At 59.0% G+C, this 26,240-nt stretch carries 27 protein-coding genes; 25 read left to right on the top strand and 2 right to left on the bottom strand.

Annotated elements, in window-relative coordinates:
• The first annotated feature begins 1 nt into the window (after position 1).
• The 25 genes from KQP88_RS15885 (at position 2) to KQP88_RS15765 (ending at position 24,044) form a co-directional block, all read left to right on the top strand.
• Positions 2–1,708 carry an ATP-binding SpoIIE family protein phosphatase gene (locus KQP88_RS15885; protein ID WP_216703572.1) on the top strand — a complete coding sequence of 569 codons (1,707 nt, stop codon included), beginning with the start codon at positions 2–4 and terminating at the stop codon, positions 1,706–1,708.
• Between the two features lie 34 nt (positions 1,709–1,742).
• A complete protein-coding gene (locus tag KQP88_RS15880; protein ID WP_200993347.1) occupies positions 1,743–2,105 on the top strand; it encodes an Hpt domain-containing protein in 363 nt (120 codons plus the stop codon).
• Between the two features lie 85 nt (positions 2,106–2,190).
• Positions 2,191–3,534, top strand: a complete 1,344-nt coding sequence (locus KQP88_RS15875; RefSeq protein WP_216703571.1) for a flagellar hook-length control protein FliK — start codon at positions 2,191–2,193, stop codon at positions 3,532–3,534.
• A 249-nt stretch (positions 3,535–3,783) separates the two neighbouring features.
• Positions 3,784–4,284 carry a flagellar basal body-associated protein FliL gene (gene fliL / locus KQP88_RS15870; RefSeq protein ID WP_025260887.1) on the top strand — a complete coding sequence of 167 codons (501 nt, stop codon included), beginning with the start codon at positions 3,784–3,786 and terminating at the stop codon, positions 4,282–4,284.
• A gap of 9 nt (positions 4,285–4,293) precedes the next feature.
• Entirely contained in the window at positions 4,294–5,262 is a 969-nt protein-coding gene (gene fliM / locus KQP88_RS15865) for a flagellar motor switch protein FliM (RefSeq protein WP_025260886.1), read from the top strand.
• Positions 5,263–5,323: 61 nt separating this feature from the next.
• Positions 5,324–5,785, top strand: a complete 462-nt coding sequence (gene fliN, locus KQP88_RS15860; protein WP_025260885.1) for a flagellar motor switch protein FliN — start codon at positions 5,324–5,326, stop codon at positions 5,783–5,785.
• Positions 5,786–6,232, top strand: coding sequence for a flagellar biosynthetic protein FliO (gene fliO, locus KQP88_RS15855; RefSeq protein WP_198728500.1), 447 nt, complete (start codon positions 5,786–5,788; stop codon positions 6,230–6,232).
• A complete protein-coding gene (gene fliP / locus KQP88_RS15850) occupies positions 6,232–6,984 on the top strand; it encodes a flagellar type III secretion system pore protein FliP (protein ID WP_200993345.1) in 753 nt (250 codons plus the stop codon). Before fliO ends, fliP begins: the two co-directional genes overlap by 1 nt.
• 25 nt (positions 6,985–7,009) lie before the next feature.
• Positions 7,010–7,279, top strand: a complete 270-nt coding sequence (locus tag KQP88_RS15845) for a flagellar biosynthetic protein FliQ (RefSeq protein ID WP_200993344.1) — start codon at positions 7,010–7,012, stop codon at positions 7,277–7,279.
• A 6-nt stretch (positions 7,280–7,285) separates the two neighbouring features.
• Positions 7,286–8,071: a flagellar biosynthetic protein FliR gene (gene fliR, locus KQP88_RS15840; RefSeq protein ID WP_216703570.1), complete on the top strand. Its 786-nt coding sequence runs from the start codon at positions 7,286–7,288 to the stop codon at positions 8,069–8,071.
• A gap of 1 nt (position 8,072) precedes the next feature.
• The gene (gene flhB / locus KQP88_RS15835; protein ID WP_200993342.1) at positions 8,073–9,209 is read left to right on the top strand and encodes a flagellar biosynthesis protein FlhB; all 1,137 of its coding nucleotides are present in this window, start codon (positions 8,073–8,075) and stop codon (positions 9,207–9,209) included.
• Positions 9,210–9,540: 331 nt separating this feature from the next.
• Positions 9,541–11,670, top strand: a complete 2,130-nt coding sequence (gene flhA, locus KQP88_RS15830) for a flagellar biosynthesis protein FlhA (RefSeq protein WP_200993341.1) — start codon at positions 9,541–9,543, stop codon at positions 11,668–11,670.
• Between the two features lie 11 nt (positions 11,671–11,681).
• Positions 11,682–13,013, top strand: coding sequence for a flagellar biosynthesis protein FlhF (gene flhF / locus KQP88_RS15825; protein ID WP_216703569.1), 1,332 nt, complete (start codon positions 11,682–11,684; stop codon positions 13,011–13,013).
• Between the two features lie 115 nt (positions 13,014–13,128).
• Positions 13,129–13,962, top strand: a complete 834-nt coding sequence (gene fleN, locus KQP88_RS15820; RefSeq protein WP_025260877.1) for a flagellar synthesis regulator FleN — start codon at positions 13,129–13,131, stop codon at positions 13,960–13,962.
• The gene (gene fliA / locus KQP88_RS15815; RefSeq protein ID WP_025260876.1) at positions 13,959–14,699 is read left to right on the top strand and encodes an RNA polymerase sigma factor FliA; all 741 of its coding nucleotides are present in this window, start codon (positions 13,959–13,961) and stop codon (positions 14,697–14,699) included. The genes fleN and fliA overlap by 4 nt, the downstream gene beginning before the upstream one ends.
• Positions 14,700–14,956: 257 nt before the next feature.
• Positions 14,957–15,331: a chemotaxis response regulator CheY gene (locus KQP88_RS15810; protein WP_176767544.1), complete on the top strand. Its 375-nt coding sequence runs from the start codon at positions 14,957–14,959 to the stop codon at positions 15,329–15,331.
• A 19-nt stretch (positions 15,332–15,350) separates the two neighbouring features.
• Positions 15,351–16,136: a protein phosphatase CheZ gene (locus tag KQP88_RS15805; protein WP_200993339.1), complete on the top strand. Its 786-nt coding sequence runs from the start codon at positions 15,351–15,353 to the stop codon at positions 16,134–16,136.
• A 33-nt stretch (positions 16,137–16,169) separates the two neighbouring features.
• On the top strand, positions 16,170–18,452 hold the full coding sequence (locus tag KQP88_RS15800) for a chemotaxis protein CheA (protein WP_216703568.1): 2,283 nt from the start codon (positions 16,170–16,172) through the stop codon (positions 18,450–18,452).
• 51 nt (positions 18,453–18,503) lie between these two features.
• Positions 18,504–19,658, top strand: a complete 1,155-nt coding sequence (locus KQP88_RS15795) for a protein-glutamate methylesterase/protein-glutamine glutaminase (protein ID WP_200993337.1) — start codon at positions 18,504–18,506, stop codon at positions 19,656–19,658.
• Positions 19,658–20,398 carry a flagellar motor protein gene (locus KQP88_RS15790; protein ID WP_117166701.1) on the top strand — a complete coding sequence of 247 codons (741 nt, stop codon included), beginning with the start codon at positions 19,658–19,660 and terminating at the stop codon, positions 20,396–20,398. The genes KQP88_RS15795 and KQP88_RS15790 overlap by 1 nt, the downstream gene beginning before the upstream one ends.
• Before the next feature lie 6 nt (positions 20,399–20,404).
• Entirely contained in the window at positions 20,405–21,292 is an 888-nt protein-coding gene (gene motD, locus KQP88_RS15785; protein WP_025260870.1) for a flagellar motor protein MotD, read from the top strand.
• A gap of 46 nt (positions 21,293–21,338) precedes the next feature.
• Positions 21,339–22,127, top strand: coding sequence for a ParA family protein (locus KQP88_RS15780; RefSeq protein ID WP_216703567.1), 789 nt, complete (start codon positions 21,339–21,341; stop codon positions 22,125–22,127).
• A gap of 102 nt (positions 22,128–22,229) precedes the next feature.
• On the top strand, positions 22,230–23,102 hold the full coding sequence (locus KQP88_RS15775; RefSeq protein WP_216703566.1) for a CheW domain-containing protein: 873 nt from the start codon (positions 22,230–22,232) through the stop codon (positions 23,100–23,102).
• Positions 23,103–23,159: 57 nt separating this feature from the next.
• Complete coding sequence (locus KQP88_RS15770; protein ID WP_025260867.1) at positions 23,160–23,639, top strand: chemotaxis protein CheW; 480 nt, start codon at positions 23,160–23,162, stop codon at positions 23,637–23,639.
• Positions 23,640–24,044, top strand: a complete 405-nt coding sequence (locus KQP88_RS15765; RefSeq protein ID WP_025260866.1) for a DUF2802 domain-containing protein — start codon at positions 23,640–23,642, stop codon at positions 24,042–24,044.
• Positions 24,045–24,156: 112 nt separating this feature from the next.
• On the opposite strand, the gene KQP88_RS15760 is transcribed toward KQP88_RS15765, so the two are convergent.
• Both KQP88_RS15760 and fliK read right to left on the bottom strand, forming a co-directional pair.
• Complete coding sequence (locus KQP88_RS15760; RefSeq protein WP_200993336.1) at positions 24,157–24,477, bottom strand: EscU/YscU/HrcU family type III secretion system export apparatus switch protein; 321 nt, start codon at positions 24,475–24,477, stop codon at positions 24,157–24,159.
• On the bottom strand, positions 24,477–26,057 hold the full coding sequence (gene fliK, locus KQP88_RS15755) for a flagellar hook-length control protein FliK (RefSeq protein WP_216703565.1): 1,581 nt from the start codon (positions 26,055–26,057) through the stop codon (positions 24,477–24,479). The genes KQP88_RS15760 and fliK overlap by 1 nt, the downstream gene beginning before the upstream one ends.
• Between the last annotated feature and the right edge of the window lie 183 nt (positions 26,058–26,240).

The raw sequence follows: 26,240 nt of genomic DNA, 5'->3' as shown, positions 1-26,240 counted from the left end.
CTTGTCCTCGGCAGCCAAGGGGTTGTGCATATTGATCGCTGACGACAGTGCCAGCGATCGTTTGCTGCTGTCGACCATCATCTCGCGTCAGGGGCATCGAGTCCTGAGTGCTGCCAACGGCATCGAAGCGCTGGCGATGTTCGAGGCCGAGCGACCGCAACTGATTCTGATGGATGCGCTGATGCCGGTCATGGACGGCTTCGAGGCGGCGCGCCGTATCAAGAGCCTGTCCGGCGAGTCGCTGGTACCGATCATCTTCCTGACGTCTCTCACCGAAGGCGAAGCTTTGGCGCGCTGTCTGGATGCCGGTGGCGATGATTTCATTTCCAAGCCCTACAACCCGCTGGTGCTGGCGGCGAAGATCAATGCCATGAACCGGCTGCGCCTGTTGCAGGAGACGGTTCTGCATCAGCGTGATCTGATTGCCAGGCATCATGACTACCTGCTCAACGAGCAGCGCGTTGCCAAGGCGGTATTCGATCAGGTGGCGCATTCGGGGTGTCTGGGAGCGAGCAATATTCGCTACCTGCAATCGCCTTACGCGCTGTTCAACGGCGACCTGATGCTCGCCGCCTATACGCCTGCCGGAAACATGCATGTCTTTCTCGGCGACTTCACGGGGCATGGCCTGCCGGCAGCAGTGGGGGCGATGCCTCTGGCCGAGGTGTTCTACGGCATGACCGCCAAGGGTTATGGCGTGGGCGAAACCCTGCGGGAAATGAATGCCAAGCTCAAGCGCATCCTGCCGGTGGACATGTTCTGCTGTGCGGCGTTGCTGTGCGTCAACCTCAAGCAGCAGCACGTCGAGATATGGAATGGCGGGTTGCCCGATGCTTATCTGCTTCGGGTGGCTGACGGCAGTCACTTGCCGCTGGTTTCGAGGCATTTGCCGCTCGGGGTCTTGCGTGCCGGCTCCTTTGATGACCGGACGGAGGTTTACCCGCTGTCCACAGGGGACCGGATTTTCCTGTTGTCCGACGGTGTGCTGGATACCAGTAACAGTCGCGATGAACTGTTCGGTGTGGAGCGGTTGCGCGAGGTCCTGACCGCAAACTGTCATCCGCCGTTGCTGATTCAGGAAATTCTCCAGGCGCTGAACGATTTTGGCGGGCGGGCGCGTGATGACGTCAGCATGCTGGAAATCAGTGTTATCGACGAGGAGCAGGATACGCCTGCCGTGTCGAACTACTCCGACAATGCGGCATCGAGCCCGCTGGACTGGTCGGTCGGCTTCGAGTTTCGGGCTTCAACCCTGCGGCGCTTCAACCCTTTGCCTTACCTGATGCAGTTATTGCTTGAGGTGCCGGGACTTCAGGCGCAGAGTGCGGCACTGCACAGCGTGCTTACCGAGTTGTACAGCAATGCGCTGGAGCATGGTGTGTTGGGGCTGGATTCTGCACTCAAGCAGGATGCCGCCGGATTTGCCCGCTATTATAAAGAGCGGACGGACCGGCTTGAGGCATTGCAGTCGGGTTTTGTCCGCTTGCATCTGCAGGTGGAGCCTGTGGAGCAGGGTGGTCGGCTGACGATCCGTGTCGAAGACAGTGGCCAGGGCTTCGATGTGCAGCAGATGCTTGCCATGCCTTCCTCGCTTGAGGGGTTGCATGGTCGTGGTCTGAAGTTGATTCGTGAATTGAGCCAGCAGGCGCAATGGTCTAAGGATGGCCGGGTTGCTTGCGTGGAATTTTTCTGGAGAGCAGTGGCATAATCCGCCTCCGGAGTCTTGATCAAGGAGTGAGCAAGTGTCGATTCATCTGGATTACAGCGTTTTAAGTGTTCTGCAGGAAGTCATGGAAGACGAATATCCAACGTTGCTCGATGTTTTCCTCAAGGATTCCGAGCAGCGCGTGACGCAATTGCGCCGCGCTATCGATACCGAACTGCTGGACATGCAGGAGCTGAGCCTCACGGCCCATAGCTTCAAGGGCAGCAGCAGCAACATGGGCGCAATGGTTCTGTCCGACCTGTGCCGCCAGCTTGAAGAGCGTGCTCGCCAGCAGCAGCGTGCAGGCCTCGAAGAGCTGATTGGCCTGATCGACAGCGAGTACCTGACCATCCGCCGGCTATTCGACGCCGAGCGCCAATTGTTCATCGGTCAGACCTGATCTCCTTTCATTTGCCTTCTCTGGCAAAGCTGGCCCGCATCTTGCTGTTGTTCATGGAACCAGCTGCTCATGTGCGGAGATTGAAATGCCCCTTGCCCCAAATGTGCTTCTTCAGGCCAATGCGACTGCGACGTCAAAGTCCAGCGCGGCCAATAATGCGATCAAGGCTGCAGACAGCGGCAAGGGCGACGGCTCCAGCTTTTCCAATGTCTACGCCAAGCAGGCCAAGGACAAGGTTGCTGATCGCAACGACACCGCGGTCAAGCCTGCGCGTGACAAGTCTGTGCCTGAAAAGGACAAGACCGACGCGAGTACCGCCACTGCCGCCGATGACTCGACCGTTGCCGAAAGCGGCAATGGCTTGCCTGCCGACCCGGCCAGCGCCAGTACTGATGACAAGTCCGCTGCCGAAGGTGAAACAGTCGCCGAAGTCGTGACGCCACCGGTTACTGACCCTGCGCTTGATCCGGCATTGCAACTGGCAGCGGCCCAGGTGCCTGCTGCGCTGGCGGCTTCTGCGGCCAAGACCGATAGCGATGCGGCCAAGGCCTTGCCGGTCCTGGCGGCACTGCCCACGGCGGCGCCTGTCGATGATTCCTTTGATCCCGAGGCTGACCCGCTGGACGGTTTGCATGCCGTACAACTGGCACTGGAAAACGCCAATGCCAAGGCGCATGCCTCTCAACAGGCGAATGCATCGGGTCGGGCAGCCAACAATGCCGATAATGATCAGAGTCAAAATGTCGCCAATAACCTGGCGGCCTTGAGCGAGCAATTGCCCTCGGACGAAAGCAGTACCGAAAGCAGCGACAAGTCGTTCAGCAGCCTGATCAGCGATGGCCTCAAAGACACCAAGAGCGTCACGGGCGATACCCGGGTCGATAACTTCGCCGAGCGTCTGGCGGCCCTGAGCCAGGCGGCACAACCCGCCAAGACAGCCGCTGCACCGACACCGCTGATGAACCAGCCTCTGGCCATGAACCAGAGCGGCTGGAGCGAAGGAATCGTGGATCGTGTGATGTACCTGTCGAGCCAGAGCCTGAAGTCGGCTGAAATCAAACTGGAACCTGCCGAACTCGGTCGTCTGGACATTCGCGTCAATATGGCGCCGGACCAGCAGACCCAGGTGACCTTCATGAGTGCCCACCTGGGCGTGCGTGAAGCGCTGGAAAACCAGATGTCGCGTTTGCGTGAGTCGTTTGTTCAGCAGGGGCTTGGTCAGGTTGACGTCAACGTGTCCGACCAGTCTCAGCAACAGGCCCAGCAGCAGGCGCAGGAACAGGCCAGCCGGGCACAGCGCGGTGGTCGTGGTGGTGGCTCGGGTTCAGGGGATGGCGTGGATGACACCGCTGTCGCCGATGCTGCTGCTCCGGTCAGCCAGCCAGCGGCCCGGGTGATCGGCACCAGCGAGATCGATTTCTACGCTTGATTGGTTCGTTCGCTCCGATGTGGTTGTCACCCCGTCGCGAGCAAGCTCCCTCCCACATGGGTTCATGCAATCCTTGTGGGAGGGAGCTTGCTCGCGACGGCGGTATGAAGAGCGTAAGCCGCACTCCAGCCTCCGCACATGTAACGAATTCATTCACGCTCCAGCCTTCCTCCCCGCAACTCTGGCATAACACTTGCTCTGCCTCTCTCACGTATCAGCGAACCCCTTGAATAGTGACGGATTATTGGCATGGCGAAGAGCGAAGAAGTTAAAGACCCCGCTTCCAAAGGTAAACTCAAGCTCATCATCGTCGCAGTCGTGGCTTTATTGCTCGCTGTAGGCCTTTCGGTAGGTGCGACCTGGTTCATCATGCACAAGTCTGCGAGTGCGCCTGATCCGGCAGCAGTGGCAGCGGCGGCCAACGTCAAGCCAGTGGCAGTCTTTGAGCCCCTGACGCCTGCGTTCGTGGTGAACTTCAACTCCAATGGTCGTCAGCGTTACATGCAGGTCAGCATCACCATGCTGGCGCGCAACGCTGCGGACATGGAAGCCTTGAAGGTTCACATGCCGGTGATTCGCAACAATCTGGTGATGCTGTTCGCGGCCATTCCTTTCGAGTCGCTGGCCACGCCAATCGGCCAGGAAATGCTGCGTCAGAAAGCGACCGCCAGCATCCAGGAAGTGGCGCAGAAAGAACTCGGCAAGACTGTGATCGAACAGTTGCTCTTCACTAACTTCGTATTGCAGTAGGACTCTGACATGGCCGTTCAAGACCTGCTGTCCCAGGACGAGATCGATGCGCTGTTGCACGGCGTTGACGATGGGATGGTCCAGACCGAAAGTAACAGTGAGCCTGGCAGCATCAAGAGTTACGACCTGACCAGCCAGGACCGGATCGTGCGGGGTCGGATGCCGACCCTGGAAATGATCAACGAACGTTTTGCCCGCTATACCCGCATCAGCATGTTCAACCTGCTGCGTCGCTCGGCGGACGTGGCGGTGGGCGGTGTTCAGGTCATGAAGTTTGGCGAATACGTACACTCGCTGTACGTACCGACCAGCCTCAACCTGGCCAAGATCAAGCCATTGCGCGGTACGGCCCTGTTCATCCTCGACGCCAAGCTGGTGTTCAAGCTGGTGGACAACTTCTTTGGCGGTGACGGTCGTCACGCCAAGATCGAAGGACGTGAATTCACCCCGACCGAACTGCGCGTCGTGCGCATCGTTCTGGATCAGGCGTTCATCGACCTCAAGGAAGCTTGGCAGGCGATCATGGAAGTGAACTTCGAGTACATCAACTCCGAAGTGAACCCGGCCATGGCCAACATCGTAGGTCCGAGCGAGGCGGTGGTGATTTCCACATTCCACATCGAACTCGATGGCGGTGGCGGTGACCTGCACGTGACCATGCCGTACTCGATGATCGAGCCGATTCGCGAAATGCTCGACGCCGGTTTCCAGTCGGATCTCGACGATCAGGACGAGCGCTGGATCAAGGCACTCAAGGAAGACGTTCTCGACGTCAACGTTCCGCTGAGCACAACCATTGTCCAGCGTCAGTTGCCGCTGCGCGACATCCTGCACATGCAGCCTGGCGACGTGATTCCGGTGGAGTTGCCCGAGACGCTGGTCATGCGTGCCAATGGCGTGCCTTCTTTCAAGGTCAAGCTCGGCTCGCACAAGGGCAATCTCGCCCTGCAAGTAATCGAACCCATAGAGCGGCGTTGATCTGTCAGATCAATGCTGAAAATTGTTGCGTAATTGAATCAATGCCCGCAGAGGACAACCGATGGCTGATGAAAACGAAATGACGTCTGCTGAAGATCAGGCGTTGGCCGATGAGTGGGCTGCGGCCCTGGGTGAAGCCGGTGAGGGTGGTCAGGCCGATATCGACGCATTGCTGGCGGCCGATGAAGGCAACTCTTCGTCGCGCATGGCGATGGAAGAGTTCGGCAGTGTTCCCAAGAACAATGCACCTGTGACGCTGGACGGTCCCAACCTGGATGTGATTCTGGACATTCCGGTGTCGATCTCCATGGAAGTGGGCAGCACCGATATCAACATCCGTAACCTGCTGCAGCTCAACCAGGGTTCGGTGATCGAGCTGGATCGTCTGGCTGGCGAGCCGCTGGACGTGTTGGTCAACGGCACACTGATCGCCCATGGCGAAGTGGTCGTGGTCAACGAGAAGTTCGGCATCCGTCTGACGGATGTCATCAGTCCGAGCGAACGCATCAAGAAGTTGCGCTAAGTGAGGCGCTTGCTGGGTGTGCTGCTGACGCTGCCTTCGCTGGCTTGGGCAACCGAACCTGTGGCGCAGGCTGCTGCAGCCGCTCCGCAGGTGGCCAACACGGTTTCAGGCGGGATGGGCGGGCAAGTGCTGCAGTTGCTGCTTGGCCTGCTGGTGGTGGTCGGCCTGATTTTCGTGCTGGCCTGGGTCATGCGCCGGGTACAGAGCGTCGGGCCGAACGGTGGTCAGGTCATCGAGCTGCTGGGTTCCCGGGCGCTCGGCACCCGTGACCGGTTGCTGCTGGTTCAGGTGGGCAACGAGCAGATTCTGCTGGGTGTCACGCCGGGCCACATCACGCCGCTGCATGTGCTCAAGGAGCCGGTGCAGGTTCCCGTGCGCGAGCAGGCAACCCCTGAGTTCGCCCAGCGCCTTCTGGAGTTGATGGGCAAGGATAAGGACAAGAAGTGATGGGTGCCTTGCGTTTCCTGATATTGCTGCTGTTGACGATGGCAGCACCTGTCGCGTTCGCTGCCGATCCGTTGTCGATACCGGCGATCACGCTGTCCAACAACCCGGCGGGTCAGCAGGAATATTCGGTCAGCCTGCAGATCCTGCTGATCATGACGGCGCTGAGCTTCATTCCGGCATTCGTCATGCTGATGACCAGCTTTACGCGAATCATCATCGTTTTCTCGATCCTGCGTCAGGCCCTTGGCTTGCAGCAGACGCCGTCGAACCAGATTCTGACCGGCATGGCGCTGTTTCTGACCATGTTCATCATGGCGCCGGTGTTCGATCGGGTGAATCAGGATGCCTTGCAGCCTTATCTGGCGGAAAAGCTCAGTGCGCAGGATGCGGTGGCCAAGGCTCAGGTGCCGATCAAGGACTTCATGCTGGCCCAGACCCGCACCAGCGACCTGGACCTGTTCATGCGCCTGTCCAAGCGTACCGATATTCAGACGCCTGACGCTGCACCCTTGACCATTCTGGTGCCGGCCTTCGTGATCTCCGAGCTCAAGACGGCCTTCCAGATCGGTTTCATGATCTTCATCCCGTTCCTGATCATCGACCTGGTGGTCGCCAGTGTGCTGATGGCCATGGGTATGATGATGCTGTCGCCGCTGATCATTTCCTTGCCGTTCAAGATCATGCTGTTCGTGCTGGTGGATGGCTGGGCGCTGATCGTCGGAACCCTGGCGGGAAGTTTTGGTGGTGTATGAGTCGTTTTGACGAGGAGTCTGCCCGATGACGCCGGAAGTAGCGGTCGACCTGTTTCGTGAAGCGTTGTGGCTGACCACCGTACTGGTGTCGATTCTCGTGGTGCCGAGCCTGCTCTGCGGCCTGCTGGTCGCCATTTTCCAGGCGGCTACTCAGATCAACGAACAGACCTTGAGTTTTCTTCCGCGTCTGCTCGTGATGCTCGTGACCCTGATTGTCGTGGGTCCCTGGCTGCTGAAAATATTCATGGAATACATGCTGTCGTTGTACGGCAGTATTCCGACCTTGATCGGCTAGCAGCGCATGCAGCCTTTGCTTGCGCTGACCGATACCCAGATCAGTACCTGGGTCGCCAGCTTCATGCTGCCATTGTTCCGGATCGTCGCTGTCCTGATGACCATGCCGATCATTGGCACGACGCTGGTGCCGCGTCGCGTGCGCCTGTATTTTGCCGTGGCGATCACCGTGGTGGTCGCCCCTGTGCTGCCCGCCATGCCGTCGGTCCAGGCCCTCGATCTCAGTGCGCTGCTGCTCATTGGTGAGCAGATCCTCATCGGTGCGGGCATGGGGCTTTCGCTTCAATTGTTCTTCCATATTTTCGTGGTGGCGGGTCAGATCATTTCCACCCAGATGGGGATGGGCTTTGCCTCGATGGTCGACCCCACCAACGGCGTATCGTCGGCGGTCATCGGTCAGTTTTTCACCATGCTGGTCACGCTGTTGTTTCTGGCCATGAATGGCCATCTGGTGGTGCTGGAAATTCTGGTCGAGAGTTTCACGACCATGCCGGTGGGCAGTGGCCTGCAGGTCAGCAACTTCTGGGAACTGGCCACGGGGCTCGGCTGGGTGATGAGTTCAGGGATGAGGCTGGTGCTGCCGGCCATTACCGCGCTGCTGGTCATCAACATCGCGCTTGGCGTCATGACCCGTGCGGCACCGCAGCTCAACATCTTCTCCATCGGTTTCCCCATGACGCTTGTGCTGGGCATGATCATTCTCTGGATGAGCATGGCCGACATTCTCAACCAGTACCAGCCCATGGCCACTCAGGGTTTGCAGTCCCTGCGCGATCTGGTGAGGGCCCGCTGACATGGCTGAGAACGAGAATGGCCAGGACAAGACAGAGGAACCCACGGAGAAAAAGGTCCGGGACTCCCGGGCCGAAGGGCAGATTGCCCGCTCCAAGGAGCTGACGACCCTCGTCGTGATGCTGATGGGGGCGGGCGGCCTGCTGATGTTTGGCGGGGGTATTGCGCGCATGATGGTTGATTTGATGCGCAACAACTTCACGATCAGTCGTGAAACCCTGATGGACACCACCTATATGGGCAAGCTGCTGCTCAGCTCCGGCGAGCATGCACTGATTGTGGTGTTGCCATTTCTGATTGCCATGCTGGTGGCTGCGCTGGTGGGGCCGATCATGCTGGGCGGCTGGTTGTTCGCGACCAAATCCCTGGCCCCCAAATTCAGCCGCATGAACCCCGCTGCCGGGCTCAAGCGCATGTTTTCTCCCCATGCGCTGGTGGAGCTGCTCAAGTCGATCGCCAAGTTTCTGATCATTCTGGCGGTGGCGCTGGTGGTCCTGAGCAAGGAGCGCAACGACCTGGTTTCCATTGCTCATGAGCCGCTGGAGCAGGCCATGATCCACAGCTTGCAGGTGGTCGGCTGGAGCAGCTTCTGGATGGCATGCGGGTTGTTCTTCATTGCCGCGCTCGATGTGCCTTTCCAGATGTATGAGGCCCACAAGAAGCTCCTGATGACCAAGCAGGAAGTGCGTGACGAGCACAAGAACAGCGAGGGTAGCCCTGAGGTCAAGCAGCGGATTCGTCAGTTGCAGCGCGAGATGTCCCATCGCCGGATGATGGCGGCCATTCCGGAGGCCGATGTCATCATCACCAACCCGACGCACTTTGCCGTGGCGCTCAAGTACGATCCCGAGAAGGGCGGGGCGCCGATGCTGCTGGCCAAGGGGGCTGATCTTGTCGCCCTGAAGATTCGCGAGATTGGCGCCCACAACCAGATATTGATCCTGGAATCGGCCGCCCTGGCCCGTTCCATCTACTACAGCACCGAGCTTGAGCAAGAGATTCCTGCCGGGCTTTACCTGGCCGTGGCCCAGGTGCTGGCTTACGTCTATCAGATCCGCCAGTACCACTCAGGTCGAGGCAAACGCCCGGATCCATTGGGTGTACTGCCCATCCCGCCAGACCTGCAGCGCGATTCCTGATCGCGAATAAATCGGCTCCCGCAAAATTCGTAGGAGCGAATTCATTCGCGAGAGGCCCGTGAAGCTGAAGAAAATCTATCGCCCTCAATGACGTCTCGCGAATGAATTCGCTCCTACAGAAAAACCTTTTAATTCATCGTCTTACGTCTTGTTTGATAAGAGCGGATTCATTCGCGAAAACCTCTGTATCCACCAAGCAAGACCACAAGTTGCTATCAGCTTGTGGCTTTGTGCTGGCTACTCGCTGCTAAAGTTGGACAGCTTTTTGCAATAAGTCGATTCAGGTCGCCTTGGGCGTCAAAGTTTTGATTTAGTGCGCAGGTAAAGAACAGTGGATCGCTCTCAGATTATCAGTAGCGCACGTAGCAATCTTGCCGGTTTTGGTCGTGGCCAGCTGGGTGTCCCGCTGTTGTTGTTGATCATGATGGCAATGATGATGTTGCCTATCCCGCCTTTCCTGCTGGACGTGTTCTTCACCTTCAACATTGCGCTGTCCATCGTCGTGCTGCTGGTCTGCGTCTATGCCTTGCGGCCGCTGGACTTCTCGGTTTTCCCCACCATCCTGCTGGTAGCCACCCTGTTGCGCCTGGCGCTGAACGTGGCGTCCACCCGTGTGGTCATGCTTCACGGTCAGGACGGTCACGCGGCTGCGGGCAAGGTGATCCAGGCCTTCGGTGAAGTGGTAATCGGCGGTAACTACGTGGTCGGTATCGTGGTGTTCGCGATCCTGATGATCATCAACTTCGTGGTAATCACCAAGGGTGCCGGGCGTATTTCCGAAGTAAGCGCACGATTCACCCTCGATGCGATGCCGGGCAAGCAGATGGCGATCGACGCCGACCTCAACGCCGGCCTGATCGATCAGCCAGAAGCAAAACGCCGTCGTGCCGAAGTGGCCCAGGAAGCCGAGTTCTACGGTTCCATGGACGGTGCCAGCAAATTCGTGCGCGGTGATGCGATTGCGGGCCTGCTGATTCTGTTCATCAACCTGATCGGCGGCATGCTGGTCGGTATCCTGCAGCACAACATGACCTTCGCTGATGCGGGTCGTGTGTACACGCTCCTGACCATCGGTGACGGTTTGGTGGCGCAATTGCCATCACTGCTGTTGTCCACGGCGGCGGCGATCATGGTGACCCGTGCTTCCGGTTCGGAAGAAATGGGCAAGATGATCAATCGCCAGATGTTCACCTCGCACAAGGCCCTGGCCGTATCGGCTGCGATCATGATCGTCATGGGCCTGGTGCCGGGCATGCCGCACTTCTCCTTCATCAGCCTGGGTCTGGTGGCGGGCGGTGCAGCCTACTGGCTGTGGAAGAAGCAGAACATGGCAAAGGTCGAAGCACTGGCCGAAGTTCAGCGTCAACAGGAACTGCTGCCGTCGCCGACCCGCGTTCAGGACTCCAAGGAGCTGGGCTGGGATGATGTGACGCCGATCGACATCATCGGTCTGGAAGTGGGCTATCGCCTGATTCCGCTGGTGGATCGCAATCAGGGTGGTCAGTTGCTGGCGCGTATCAAGGGCGTGCGCAAGAAGCTGTCCCAGGAGCTGGGCTTCCTGATGCCGACCGTACACATTCGCGACAACCTGGATCTGGCGCCCAGTGCCTATCGCTTGACGCTCATGGGCGTGATTCTGGCCGAGGCCGAGATTTACCCGGATCGTGAACTGGCGATCAACCCGGGGCAGGTGTTTGGCACGCTCAACGGCATCACTGCCAGAGATCCGGCATTCGGTCTTGAAGCGGTGTGGATCGAAATCAGCCAGCGCAGCCAGGCTCAGTCATTGGGTTACACGGTGGTGGATGCCAGTACTGTAGTGGCAACGCACTTGAACCAGATCCTCTACAAACACTCTCATGAGCTCATCGGGCATGAGGAAGTGCAGCAATTGATGCAATTGCTGGCCAAAAGCTCACCAAAACTCGCTGAAGAGCTGGTGCCGGGCGTTCTTTCGCTGTCGGCGTTGCTCAATGTGCTGCAAGCCCTGCTGGCTGAGCACGTGCCTGTTCGCGATATCCGCAGCATTGCCGAAGCCATCGCCAACAACGCTGGCAAGAGTCAAGATACCGCCGCTTTGGTGGCTGTCGTACGGGTCGGTCTGAGCCGTGCAATCGTGCAAAGCATTGTGGGGATTGAGCCGGAGCTGCCTGTCATCACGCTGGAACCAAGGTTGGAACAAATATTGCTCAATAGTTTGCAGAAGGCTGGTCAGGGTCAGGAAGAAGGCGTTCTTCTTGAGCCGAGCATGGCTGAGAAGCTCCAGCGTTCGTTGATTGAGGCCGCCCAGCGTCAGGAGATGCAAGGGTCGCCGGTAATTCTGTTGGTAGCGGGTCCCATCCGGGCCATGCTGTCACGATTTGGACGATTGGCTGTACCGAACATGCATGTTCTGGCGTATCAGGAAATTCCTGACAATAAGCAAGTCACCATCGTAGCGACTGTCGGGCCTAACGGCTGAGGTAGTGAGTCATGCAAGTTAAGCGTTTTTTCGCCGCCGATATGCGTCAAGCCATGAAACTGGTTCGTGATGAGCTGGGCGCCGAGGCGGCCATCATTGGCAACCGCCGCATCGCCGGTGGCGTCGAGCTGACTGCCGCTCTGGATTACAAGCTGTCCGCATTGGCGCCTCGCGTGCCGAACATGGAGCTTGAGGACGAGCTGCGCAAGACTCAGTCGCGCATCGTTTCCGCCCAGGCCGAACTCGACAATCGCGGTGACAGCGATCCTTCGATCAATCGCCAGCTGTTTTCCGGCATGCCGCTCAGCGGCCTCGATAAACATATCGAGCCGACCCTCGAAGAGCCGCCACGCCCTTTTGCCCATGCACCCGCACCTGCCGCCACAGAGCCGGCAGTGGGGCAGCGCGCCTACGACTCCATGCGTAATGAATTGAATGGCCTGCGCGAGCTGCTGGAAGTCCAGCTCGGCTCCCTGGCCTGGAGCCAGCTGCAAGGCAGCCGTCCGCAGCAGGCCAGCCTGTGGCGTCGTCTGCAGCGCGTTGGTCTGTCCGGCCCGCTGTCACGCGACCTGCTGGCGATGATCCCTGAAATCGACGAGCCTCGTCAGGCCTGGCGCATGCTGCTGGCGCACCTGGCGCGCATGATTGCCGTGCCTGACGTCGAGCCTCTCGAGGAAGGTGGTGTGATCGCCATGGTCGGCCCGGCCGGCATGGGCAAGACCACGACCCTCGCCAAGCTGGCAGCCCGTTATGTGCTCAAGTACGGCCCGCAGAACATTGCGCTGGTCAGTATGGACAGTTTCCGTATCGGTGCTCAGGAGCAGCTCAAGACCCTGGGCCGCATCCTCAATGTGCCGGTGACCCATGTCGATCCTGGCCAGTCCTTGGCTCAGGCCCTGGACCCGCTGCTGCGCAAGCGCGTGGTGCTGATCGATACCGCAGGCCTGCAGGCCAGCGATCCGGCCCTGCGCATGCAACTCGAAAGTCTGGCAGGCCGCGGCATTCGTGCACGCAACTACCTGGTGCTGGCGACAACCAGCCAGAAGCAGGTACTGACGGCGGCCTATCACAGTTACAAACGTTGTGGTCTGGCAGGTTGCATCCTGACCAAACTTGATGAAACCGCAAGCCTCGGCGAAGTGCTGAGCCTTGCGATCGGCCATGAGTTACCCGTTGCTTATTTGACGGATGGGCCGCGTATTCCTGATGACCTGCATCTGCCGCGCCGTCACCAGTTGGTGAGTCGTGCAGTGAGTGTGCAAATGCAGGATGAGCCGAGCGAGGAAGCGATGGCTGATATGTTTGCCGACCTCTATCACACCCCTGGCAAGAGAGTGGGTTAAGTGATGGGTATTACTGGAATGTCCCTGCATCAATGGTCTGCCAGGCATTGTTCGTTCGCGAACATGCAGCCCGTAATGTGGTTTCGGTCTACGCAAGACAAGGTAAAGAAATAACATGGGCAGCATGCATCCCGTACAGGTTATCGCAGTGACCGGTGGCAAAGGTGGCGTCGGTAAGACTAACGTGTCAGTGAATCTCTCACTGGCTCTGGCCGAGCTCGGTCGGCGCGTCATGCTGCTGGATGCAGACCTTGGCCTGGCCAACGTCGATGTTCTGCTGGGGCTGACACCCAAACGCACGCTGGCGGATGTCATCGAGGGTCGTTGCGACCTGCGCGATGTCCTGTTGCAGGGCCCGGGCGGTGTTCGCATCGTGCCTGCGGCTTCCGGCACCCAGAGCATGGTTCACCTGTCGCCAGCCCAGCATGCCGGTCTGATCCAGGCCTTCAGCGAGATTGGCGACAACCTCGACGTACTGGTGATCGACACGGCCGCCGGTATCGGCGAATCGGTTGTCAGCTTCGTGCGCGCCGCGCAGGAAGTGCTGCTTGTGGTCTGCGATGAACCCACCTCGATCACCGACGCCTACGCACTTATCAAATTGCTCAACCGCGACTACGGCATGAACCGTTTTCGCGTTCTGGCCAACATGGCCCAGAGCCCGCAGGAAGGGCGCAACCTGTTCGCCAAACTGACGAAAGTAACTGACCGCTTCCTTGATGTTGCCCTGCAGTACGTCGGTGCCGTGCCTTACGACGAATGTGTTCGCAAGGCGGTACAGAAGCAGCGCGCTGTCTACGAGGCGTTTCCACGCTCCAAATGTGCACTGGCTTTCAAGGCCATTGCCCAGAAGGTTGACACCTGGCCGTTGCCGGCCAACCCGCGTGGTCATCTGGAGTTCTTCGTCGAACGACTTGTCCATCAGACCAGTGCGGGGCCTGTTCAATGACAGCGAGCGGCTTTCAAATGTACAGCAAGGCTTCCAGAAATTCGCAATACGAACTCATCGAGCGTTACGCGCCGTTGGTCAAGCGTATCGCCTATCACTTGCTGGCGCGTCTGCCTGCCAGTGTTCAGGTGGAGGACCTGATCCAGGCCGGCATGATCGGTCTGCTGGAAGTGTCTACCAAATATGACTCCACCAAGGGTGCGAGTTTCGAAACCTATGCCGGTATCCGTATTCGTGGCGCCATGCTCGATGAAGTGCGCAAGGGCGACTGGGCTCCGCGCTCGGTGCACCGCAATACGCGCATGGTCAGTGACGCAATTCGTGCAATTGAAGCAAAAACCGGTCGTGACGCTAAAGATCACGAGGTTGCTGCCGAACTCCAGTTAAGTCTCGATGATTATTATGGGATTTTGAATGATACCTTAGGCAGCCGACTCTTCAGCTTCGACGACCTCTTGCAGGACGGCGATCATGAAGGGCTGCATGAGGATGGTGCAAGCGGCTCGCTCGAACCGTCGCGTGACCTGGAAGATGAGCGTTTCCAGGCAGCGCTGGCAGATGCAATTGCCAATTTGCCGGAGCGTGAGCGGCTGGTATTGGCGCTGTACTACGACGAAGAACTGAACCTCAAGGAAATCGGTGAAGTGCTTGGGGTCAGCGAGTCGCGGGTCAGTCAGTTACACAGCCAGTGCGCAGCTCGTTTGCGGGGGCGTTTGGGGGAGTGGCGAGCGCGTTGATGGCAATTTGTGACTTATCCAAGTCACGGGTTGTCGCAAGCCGGCTGTGCAGAGCGTTACGTGGTATCAGGATAGACAAGGCAGGAGCCTGTTCAGACAGAGCCTATGGCCTGCATGTTCAGGTTGGTGCTCTGTTGTTTTGCCAAGCCCGTCGTCGTTTCGTACAGCCGGGGGTGTGCTGTGCCAGTATTGAGTGAACAGCGTGTTCAGGTGCTGAATGCGTTAAAGACTGCTTGGAGGTCGAATTGGACAAGAACATGAAAATCCTCATCGTTGATGACTTTTCAACGATGCGGCGGATCATAAAAAACCTGTTGCGTGACCTTGGGTTCACCAACACATCCGAAGCGGACGACGGCATTACTGCCTTGCCGATGCTTCAAAGCGGTTCCTTTGACTTTCTGGTGACTGACTGGAACATGCCTGGCATGACCGGTATCGATCTGTTGCGTCAGGTTCGCCTGGATGATCGTCTCAAAAGCCTGCCCGTGCTGATGGTGACTGCAGAAGCCAAGCGTGAGCAGATTATCGAAGCTGCCCAGGCCGGTGTGAACGGTTACGTCGTCAAGCCGTTCACAGCCCAAGTGCTGCAAGAGAAGATCGAAAAGATCTTTGAACGCGTCAACAGCTGATGCATGCCGCGAGGGCGCTATGGACAACAACGATTCACTGGGTGACTTCGAGTCAACCCTGAAGAAACACGCGCAGGAGCTGGTTACCAGCCTTGAAAAAGGCCGTTTCGGTGATGCCGTGCAATTGATCCATGAGCTCAACCAGGCTCGTGACCGTGGCCTGTATCAGGAAGTCGGCAAGCTGACTCGCGAACTGCATAGTGCGATCGTCAATTTTCATATTGACCCGAACATGCCGCAAGCCGAAGAAGTGTCCCAGATCACTGATGCCGCCGATCGTCTGTCGTATGTTGTGAGACTGACCGAGAATGCGGCCAACCGCACGATGGATCTGGTCGAGCAGAGTACGCCGTTGATGAATGGCTTGAGTGATGATGCCAAGTCGCTGAGCGCTGACTGGGGTCGTTTCATGCGTCGCGAGATCGGCGCTGAAGAGTTTCGCGACCTGGCCAAGCGTGTTGACGGTTTTCTGTCCCGCACAGAGACAGAGGCTCATACCGTTGCCAGCCATCTCAATGACATTCTGCTGGCCCAGGATTATCAGGACCTGACCGGTCAGGTGATCAAGCGCGTTACGCAGCTGGTCACTGAAGTCGAAAGCAATCTGCTCAAACTGGTCCTCATGGCCAGTCATGTCGACCGCTTTGCGGGTATCGAACATGACGAAAAAGCGATCCTTGCTGAAAAAGATCCTAAAAAACATATCACGCAGGGTGAAGGTCCGCAGATTCATGCCGATAAACGTGAAGACGTCGTATCCGGACAGGATGATGTAGACGATCTGCTATCGAGCCTTGGCTTCTAGGTCTGTTGACGGTTAATTTTAGGGAGCACCCCAATGAGCTTCGGCGCCGATGAAGAGATCCTTCAGGATTTTCTGGTAGAGGCCGGCGAAATTCTGGAGCAGTTGTCTGAACAGTTGGTCGAGCTGGAAAGCCGACCAGATGATGCGGATCTGCTCAATGCAATTTTTCGCGGTTTTCACACTGTAAAAGGGGGCGCCGGCTTCCTCCAGCTCCATGAGCTGGTGGAGTGCTGCCACATCGCCGAAAACGTGTTCGACATCCTTCGCAAGGGGGAGCGCCGCGTTGACGCCGAATTGATGGACGTGGTCCTTGAAGCTCTGGATACAGTCAACAGCATGTTCGGTCAGGTGCGCGAGCGTACCGACCTTACGCCTGCGACTCCAGAACTGCTGGCTGCGCTGTCGCGTCTTGCCGAGCCCGAGTCGGCTCAGCAGGCGGAGGCAGCTGCACCGCCACCACCACCTCCTGTTGCCGAGGCTGCTCCTGTAGAGCCAGCCGCAAGCGACGACATCACTGACGCCGAGTTCGAGCACCTGCTCGATACCATGAGCGCGGCCAAGGCCGATGCAGCGCCTGCTGCTGCGGCACAGGCTCCTGCGGCGGCCAGCGATGAAATCACCGATCAGGAATTCGAATCGCTGCTCGACCAGTTGCATGGCAAGGGCCAGTTTGCGCCTGATGCCGTCGCGGCTCCTGCACCCGCTCCCGTAGCGGCTGCACCGAGCAGTGGTGCTGCACCTGCCAGCGATGAAATCACTGACGACGAATTCGAAGCCTTGCTCGATCAGTTGCATGGCAAGGGCTCGTTCGATGCCAGTGTCGCTGCAGCTCCGGTTGCAGCAGCGGCTGCACCGGCACCTGCCAAGGCTGCGGCTCCTGCTGCTGCGGCGGCCAGTGATGAAATCACCGATCACGAGTTCGAGAACCTGCTGGATGAGCTGCATGGCAAAGGCAAGTTCGAGCCTCAAGCCGTTGCCGCCAATGTGGCAGCTGCTGCGCCTCCACCTCCGCCGCCACCTGCAGCAGTAGCCAAACCGGCTGCCGCTGCGGCACCTGCGGCCAAACCGGCAGCGCCTGCTGCGGCTCCGGCTCCGGCTCGCGCACCTGCTGCTGGCGGCGGGGGTGAAAAGCCTGTTGCCTCCGAAGCGGAAACCACCGTACGGGTCGATACTGCGCGTCTGGACGAGATCATGAACATGGTCGGCGAACTGGTGCTGGTACGTAACCGTCTGGTTCGCCTGGGTCTCAACAGTGGCGATGAAGCCATGTCCAAGGCCGTATCGAACCTGGATGTGGTCACCGCCGACCTGCAGACCGCGGTGATGAAGACCCGGATGCAGCCGATCAAGAAAGTCTTCGGCCGCTTCCCGCGACTGGTTCGCGACCTGGCGCGTCAGCTCAAGAAAGAAATCAACCTGGAACTGGTCGGTGAAGAAACCGACCTGGACAAAAACCTCGTAGAGGCGCTTGCCGACCCGTTGGTCCACTTGGTGCGCAACGCGGTAGACCACGGTATCGAAATGCCTGAAGAGCGTGAAGCTTCTGGCAAGTCACGTGGCGGGCGGGTGATTCTTTCTGCCGAGCAGGAAGGCGACCACATCCTGCTGTCGATTTCCGACGACGGCAAGGGCATGGATCCCAACGTTCTGCGTGCCATCGCTGTGAAGCGTGGCGTGATGGACAAGGATGCTGCCGACCGCCTGAGCGATACCGATTGCTACAACCTGATCTTTGCACCGGGCTTCTCGACCAAATCCGAGATTTCAGACATCTCCGGACGCGGTGTGGGCATGGACGTGGTGAAAACCAAGATTGCCCAGCTCAACGGTACGATCAACATCTACTCCACCAAGGGCCAGGGCTCCAAGATTGTCATCAAGGTGCCTCTGACGCTGGCAATCATGCCGACCCTGATGGTCATGTTGGGCAACCAGGCTTTTGCCTTCCCGTTGGTCAACGTGAACGAAATCTTCCACCTGGACCTGTCGACCACCAACGTCGTCGATGGCCAGGAAGTCGTGATCGTTCGTGACAAGGCTCTGCCACTGTTCTATCTCAAGCGCTGGCTGATCAGCTCTGCTGCCCATGAAGAACAGCATGAAGGCCATGTGGTGATCCTTTCGGTGGGCACCCAGCGTATCGGCTTCGTGGTCGATCAGCTGGTCGGTCAGGAAGAAGTGGTTATCAAACCGCTGGGCAAGATGTTGCAAGGTACGCCAGGCATGTCGGGCGCCACCATCACCGGTGACGGTCGCATCGCCCTGATTCTGGATGTACCGAGCATGCTCAAGCGTTACGCCGCACGGCGTATTTGATTCTGGGGTCGCGGGCAGCGCAAGCTGCCTGCTGCGCCTATTGGAGTGTTTATGGCAGTCAAGGTCCTGGTGGTGGATGATTCCGGTTTCTTCCGCCGCCGCGTATCGGAAATTCTTTCTTCGGACCCCAACATCCAGGTCGTCGGTACGGCGACAAATGGCAAGGAAGCAATCGAACAGGCTCTGGCGCTCAAGCCCGATGTGATCACCATGGACTACGAAATGCCGATGATGGATGGCATTACGTCGGTTCGACACATCATGCAGCGCATCCCGACTCCGGTCCTGATGTTCTCTTCACTGACCCATGAAGGTGCCCGCGTTACGCTGGATGCCCTGGACGCCGGTGCAGTGGACTTCCTGCCCAAGAATTTCGAAGACATTTCGCGTAACCCGACGAAGGTCAAGCAACTGCTGTGCGAGAAGATCAACAGCATCGCGCGCAGCAATCGTCGTTTCAGTGGCGTGAGTTCGCCGGCCCCGGCATCTGCTGCGCCAGCACCTGCCCCGACCGCCGCGCCAGCTCGCGCACCTGTGCCGCCAGCCCGTACCGTGCCTTCTCGCACGGCACCCGCGCCAGCCGCTCATGCGCCAGCTCATCATGCACCGGCCCCTCAGGCTCATTCAGGCGCACCCAAGCGCAAGGCCTACAAGCTGGTGGCCATCGGCACGTCCACGGGCGGTCCGGTTGCCTTGCAGCGTGTGCTGACTCAGTTGCCTGCCAATTTCCCGGCACCTCTGGTCCTGATCCAGCACATGCCCGCAGCGTTCACCAAGGCCTTTGCCGAGCGTCTGGACAAGCTGTGCAAGATCAGCGTCAAGGAAGCGGAGGATGGCGACATCCTGCGTCCTGGTCTGGCGTTGCTGGCACCGGGCGGCAAGCAGATGATGGTGGATGGTCGCGGCGCGGTGAAAATCCTGCCGGGTGACGAACGCCTCAATTACAAACCCTGTGTGGACATCACCTTCGGTTCGGCCTCCAAGTCCTATGGCGACAAGGTGCTGGCTGTGGTGTTGACCGGCATGGGCGCCGACGGCCGTGAAGGTGCGCGCCTGCTCAAGCAGGGTGGCAGTAGCGTCTGGGCGCAGGACGAGGCGAGCTGTGTGATCTACGGCATGCCGATGGCCATTGTCAAAGCCGATCTGGCGGATGCGATTTACAGCCTTGACGATATCGGTCGGCATCTGGTCGAGGCCTGTCTCTGATGGATGTACTGAGCCTTATCGGTCTTATCCTGGCATTCGTTGCCATCATTGGTGGCAACTTCCTGGAAGGCGGGCACCTGAGTGCGCTGGTCAACGGCCCGGCCGCCTTGATCGTGGTGGGCGGTACGCTGGGTGCTTCGCTGTTGCAGTCATCGATGGGCGCTTTCAAGCGTGCGATGCAAATCGTCGGCTGGATCCTGTTCCCGCCGCGCATCGATCTGGCGGGTGGTATCGACCGGGTTATTGCCTGGAGCCTCACCGCTCGAAAGGAAGGTCTGCTGGGGCTGGAAACGGTTGCCGACACCGAACCCGACAACTATTCCCGCAAGGGCTTGCAGTTGCTGGTGGACGGTGCCGAGCCCGAGGCGATTCGCAGTATTCTGGAAGTGGATCTCATCACCCAGGAAACCCGCGACATCCAGGCGGCCAAGGTATTTGAAAGCATGGGCGGCTATGCGCCGACCGTGGGGATCATCGGTGCGGTCATGGGCCTGATCCATGTGATGGGCAACCTGGCCGACCCAAGCCAGCTGGGCAGCGGTATCGCGGTGGCCTTCGTGGCGACCATTTACGGTGTTGCCATGGCCAACCTGATTCTCTTGCCGGTGGCCAACAAGCTCAAGGCCATTGCTCATCGTCAGGCCCGTTATCGGGAAATGCTGCTCGAAGGCCTGCTTTCCATTGCCGAGGGTGAAAACCCGCGCTCCATCGAACTCAAGCTGCAAGGCTTCATGGAGTAATGCCGCATGGCTCGCCGTCGTCCACCCGAAGAGCATGAGAATCATGAACGCTGGCTGGTTTCCTATGCCGACTTCATTACGCTGCTGTTTGCCTTTTTCGTGGTGATGTACTCGATTTCGTCCATCAACGAAGGCAAGTACAAGATTCTGTCCCAGGCGCTGGTCGGCGTATTCAACGACGCCGAGCGCACCATGAAGCCCATTCCCATCGGCGAGCAGCGCCCGGTGAGCGTCACGCCTGCCCAGCCGTTGCTCAAGGAAAGCGAGCAGACCGATGCCGGTATTGGCCAGAAGTCTGACGATCCGCTGCAGACCATCGCCGACAATGTGCGCGATGCTTTTGGTGATCTGATCAAGTCCGACCAGATGACCGTGCGCGGCAACGAACTGTGGATCGAGATCGAACTCAACTCCAGCCTGTTGTTCGGCAGTGGCGATGCCATGCCCAGCGACAAGGCGTTCACCATCATTGAAAAGGTGGCCGGGATCGTCAAACGCTTCGACAACCCGATCCACGTGGAAGGTTTCACCGACGATCAGCCGATCAGTACCGCTCAATACCCCACCAACTGGGAGCTGTCGTCGGCCCGGTCCGCGAGTATCGTGCGCATGCTGGCCATGGATGGTGTCAATCCTGCCCGACTGGCTTCGGTGGGCTATGGCGAGTTCCAGCCGATTGCAACCAATACCACGACGGCGGGGCGTGCAAAGAACCGTCGCGTGGTGCTGGTCATCTCGCGTAACCTCGATGTTCGGCGTAGTCTGACCAGCACCGGCACGGCCAATGCACAACCTGATGCCGCTTTGAGGCGTGCTGGCACACAAACTGCACCTGTGCCAGCAAAGCCGCCGGTACGAGCGAACGCCGTCAATTCTCCGTCACCCGCCCTCTAGCAGTCGTTATCGATATGGTCGTCGTTGTGCGGAAGGAAAAACATCAATGAGAGTCTGGGCAGTAGCCAATCAGAAAGGTGGAGTCGGCAAGACCACTACGACCATTGCCCTGGCCGGATTACTGGCTGACGCGGGCAAGCGCGTGGTCGTGGTCGATCTGGACCCCCACGGCTCCATGACCAGCTACTTCGGGCATAACCCCGATGAGCTGGAACATAGCGTTTTCGATCTGTTCCTGCACAAAGGCTCGGTCCCTGACGGGTTGCCCGGCCAGTTGCTGCTGCCGACCAGCGATGAACGTATTTCCCTGCTGCCTTCGAGCACGGCCCTGGCCACCCTTGAGCGCCAGTCGCCGGGGCAGAGCGGTCTGGGGCTGGTCATCGCCAAGAGCCTTGCGCAGTTGTGGCAGGATTTTGACTATGCCCTGATCGACAGTCCGCCCTTGCTGGGTGTCCTGATGGTCAACGCCCTGGCTGCGAGTCAGCAACTGGCGATTCCGGTACAGACCGAGTTCCTGGCCGTCAAAGGCCTGGAGCGCATGGTCAATACCCTGGCGATGATCAACCGCTCTCGCAAGACACCGTTGCCGTACACCATCGTGCCGACCCTGTTTGACCGTCGGACCCAGGCTTCCATGGGCACGCTCAAGCTGCTGCGTGACAGTTTTCCCGATCACGTCTGGAAAGCCTACGTGCCTGTTGATACCCGTCTGCGCGATGCCAGCCGTGCCGGTATCACGCCATCCCAGAACGATGGCAAGAGCCGCGGGGTCATGGCTTACCGGGCACTGCTCAAACATATGCTCTCCGAGCAGCTTACGGTTCAGGTGGCTTGACGTGCGTCCTTATTCTTTCTGTGCAGCCCGCTCAAGTCAGGCCTCCATGCGGCCGATAAGCTTATCAGGTGGCACTCGCTCCATTTTTCGTTGGGCCCCGGTATGAACCGCCCTTTAGAAGTTGCTACACGGCCAAAACTGGCATTGCAGTCGTATCTGGACTCCTTGCTTCAGGATGCCACTGAAGAACTTGAAGAACCGTCGGATACCATCGACGAGTTCCAGGCTGCAGTGCTCGAAGAGCAGGCTCTCGATGCGCGCAGGCAGCAGGTCAAACCCGTTGCAGTGGCCGTTGCGGCACCCGCTCCGGTGGCTGTACCCGTTGCAGTGGCGGCGCCGGTTGTTGTTCCGGTGGTGACGCCTGTCGAGGTACCTGTAGAGGTGCCGGCGCCGGTGGTCGTTGCTGAAGTTGCAGTGCCGAAAGTGGAAGTGGTCGAGCCTGTCGTTCAGTTGAGCACCACGGGTGAACAACGCACGCCGACTCCACCGCCGAACCGGGAAGGGCGTCCGGCCTGGGCCGACGAGCCTTTCGAGTGTCTGTTGTTTGATGTGGCGGGTTTGACGCTGGCCGTACCGCTGATATGCCTGGGGTCGATCTACCCTCTGGCAGGCCAGGAGTTGACACCCCTGTTCGGGCAACCGGACTGGTTTCTCGGGATCCTGCCCAGCCAGGCAGGCAACCTGAAAGTATTGGATACAGCGCGCTGGATCATGCCTGATCGCTACCGCGACGATTTTCGCCAGGGATTGCAGTACGTGATCTCGGTTCAAGGCTACGAGTGGGGGCTGGCCGTGCATCAGGTCAGCCGTTCACTGCGCCTCGATCCTGCCGAGATCAAATGGCGGGGCCATCGCGGTCAGCGTCCATGGCTGGCGGGAACAGTGATCGAGCATATGTGCGCGTTGGTGGATGTTGCAGAGTTGGCCGAGTTGATAGCCAGTGGCGCGGTCAAGCAGTTGAACAAATCGAGATAATCATGGGTTGGCGCCAGAGGCGTTGCCCGCAGAGTACACACGTGAGGGGTTAGCGGTATGAATAAGACGTCTGCACAAGGTTCCGAAGATCCTATCCTGCAGTGGGTGACTTTCCGCCTGGACAATGAGTCGTACGGCATCAACGTGATGCAGGTCCAGGAAGTGCTGCGTTACACCGAAATCGCTCCTGTGCCGGGTGCGCCAAGCTATGTGCTGGGCATCATCAACCTGCGCGGTAACGTCGTGACCGTGATCGACACCCGTCAGCGCTTCGGCCTGGCTCCGGTGGAAGTCAGCGACAACACCCGTATCGTGATCATCGAAGCTGACAAGCAGGTCGTCGGTATTCTGGTCGACAGCGTGGCGGAAGTGGTTTACCTGCGTCAGTCCGAAGTCGAAACCGCGCCGAACGTGGGCAACGACGAAACCGCCAAGTTCATCCAGGGCGTCTGCAACAAGAACGGCGAGCTGCTGATTCTGGTCGAGCTGGACAAGATGATGTCCGAAGAAGAGTGGTCCGAGCTGGAGAACATCTGATTGATTCTTGAGGCGGCAGTTGTCTTCCTGGGCATTCTCTGGGTCGTGACCCTGGGAATGTTCCTGGCTCATACCAAACGTCAGCGGGTTCTTGACGCTGAGCGTGATGAGGCCAGTGCCTTGCGGGACCAGCGGATCCGGGAGTTGGCCAAGCGTGTGGACACCTTCCAGAACGGCACGGTGCGCATGGGGGAGGACCTGCATGAGTTGCGTGCGATGGTTGCACCGCTGCCTGACAAGCTCACGGCACTCGAACAGCGCGATCCCTCCACGCTGTCCTTCGCCCAGGCAGCACGCCTGGTCGGCATGGGTGCAAGTGTCGATGAGCTGACTCAATCCTGCGGCCTGACCCAGGCCGAAGCGCAATTGATGAGCAAATTGCATCGCAATACGGCTGATCAATAGCCTTTCCTGATTCTCGCGCAAATACCTTCTTGACCCGTCGCGAGCAAGCTCCCTCCCACAAAACTCGTGGGAGGGAGCTTGCTCGCGACGGCGGTATGAAGTGCGGCGCTGTTTACCGTGGCGTGATATCCCGCTCGATCGGCGGAGCATCCGGGTCCTGGCCTGCCGGGAACTTGCCCTTGAGATGCCAGGCAAAGGCGATGATTTCGGCGATGGTCAGATACAACGGCTCGGGGATGCTGTCACCCAGTTCCAGACGCGCCAGCAATTTGACCAGCTCGGCGTTTTCGTAGATCGGGACTTCATGCTCCCGGGCAATCGCCAGAATCGCTTCCGCCAGTTGATCGTCGCCCTTGGCACTCAGGGTCGGGGCTTGTTGGCCGTCGTAGGTCAGGGCGATCGCCTGGCGCGGCATGTGGTCAGGTAGGCTCATCAGGCGTTCTCGTCGATCCAGCGTTGTTCGAGTGTGGTGCGCGGGCCTTGTGGAGGAACCCCCTGGCTGCAAGCCAGTTCGCCCACCGCCAGGCCGCAGGCGATCAACCGTTCCCGCAGATAACCCAGCTCCTGGCCGATCAGGGCCGCACTGCCGGGGCGCTCTGCCCACAGATGGCTCGACAGCGTGCCGCTGATCAACTGCGCACTGACCTGCAAAGGCCCCAGTGGCTCCATATCGAAGGCCAGGTCTATGCGCCAGAGTTTTTCCCGTGGTCCTTTGACTTCGTTGCCATCCTGATCCTCGGCGGTTTCCTGTTCCGGCGCCTCTTCACGCTGCATCTTGACCTGCAAGGGCACGATGTCGTGTGCGTTGCGCATCGGTACTTCCATCTGCCAGGTGGTGACCTGCGTGCCGTCGGCATTGGTCCGGGTCTGTTCCAGGCTGCCCAGTTGATGGCTTTGCAGGCGCGACACCGCAGCAGCCGCCAGTTTGAGCAGCAGTTCCAGATCTTCTTCCTTCTCGCCGCCGCTGACGTCACGGGAGGGGAGAGGGAAGCTGGTGGGTTGCGGGCGCGGCGCTACCAGACCCAGCGTGCCCAGGGCATTGCGGATGGTGCTGGGGATGACCCGCGTCAGCATATTGGACGCAGCCGCTGCGTTGTACGAAGCATTGCCCGGCAGTTCAGACAGCACCTGCGCGATCAGGCGCATCAGGTTGGCCTTCATGTCCGGCGCCAGCGACGGGCTCAGGCCCGCCAGCAGCTTGGCCTCCATGAACATGCCGCTGGAATTGAGGGCCTGGGCGACATTGCCCGGCGTTCTCATCTGCTCGATATCGGGAATGCTGGCCAGTATCTGGTTGATGCTGGCCTGCAATGGCGCCGGAATCGAAGGGTTGGAGCGCGGCAGGTTCTGCAGGGCGGCAATCAGGTTTTCCAGCGAGCCCTGGCGATTCTGCTGGGTGGCCAGTTGCTGCGCGACCGCCAGTTGATCGAGGCGGCCGGGCAGGGGCACGAAGTTCAACGACTGGTTGCCCTGCACCTGGGCGCTGAGCAGGCTGCCGACAGTCAGCGGCTTGGGGCTCTCGATGGTCAGGATAGTGCCGGCCTGAGCGGTATTGAGCAGCATCACGATCGAGCGATAGCTCTGTGCTCCGGCCAGTTGATTGACGACCTGGCTGGTCATGACCTTGCCTTGCAGCAGGGAGCCCACCGGTAATTGTTTGAGATCGATGCTGGTCTGCGAGTTTTTCAACGCATTGTTGATCTGCTGCAAGGTCAGCGTCAGTTCATTGGGCGATGCTTGAGCCACTTGCAGGGTGGTGCCTGGCGTGAAGGGGAGGCTGCTGTTGACCGGCAGGTTGGTCTGGCTACCATTGCTCAGTGCCAGCCTGAGCAGTAACTGGAATTGCTGGTTGACCTGTTTGAGGGTCAGCACCTCGGCTTCGGCAGTCTGGCCTTCGGGCACCAGATTTTCTGCCGCTTGCAGCAAGGTCAGGACCTGCGCCTGAGTCACCGTTGCCTTCAACAGGGCGGTAGTCGGTGCCGCGGCAGGAACGCTGGTGATATCACCCGTCATTGAATCTCGACCTGTGGAAGTTGCCCTCTTGGTATCAGGACACACATGTATAATGTCGGCCACGCATGGCCCGGAGATAAAGTTGCACCAATGTAACGGCTGTTTCAATGCCGACTTGAACCCTCCCTTTCTCTGTCCGTGTCCTGTACGTTGTCCCTCGACGTGCCAATGCCATGCTGGAAG

The organism is Pseudomonas lijiangensis (genome assembly GCF_018968705.1).
Lineage (GTDB): Bacteria > Pseudomonadota > Gammaproteobacteria > Pseudomonadales > Pseudomonadaceae > Aquipseudomonas > Aquipseudomonas lijiangensis.
Note: the sequence above shows the minus strand (reverse complement) of the source record. Positions and strands in the feature narration are given on the sequence as shown.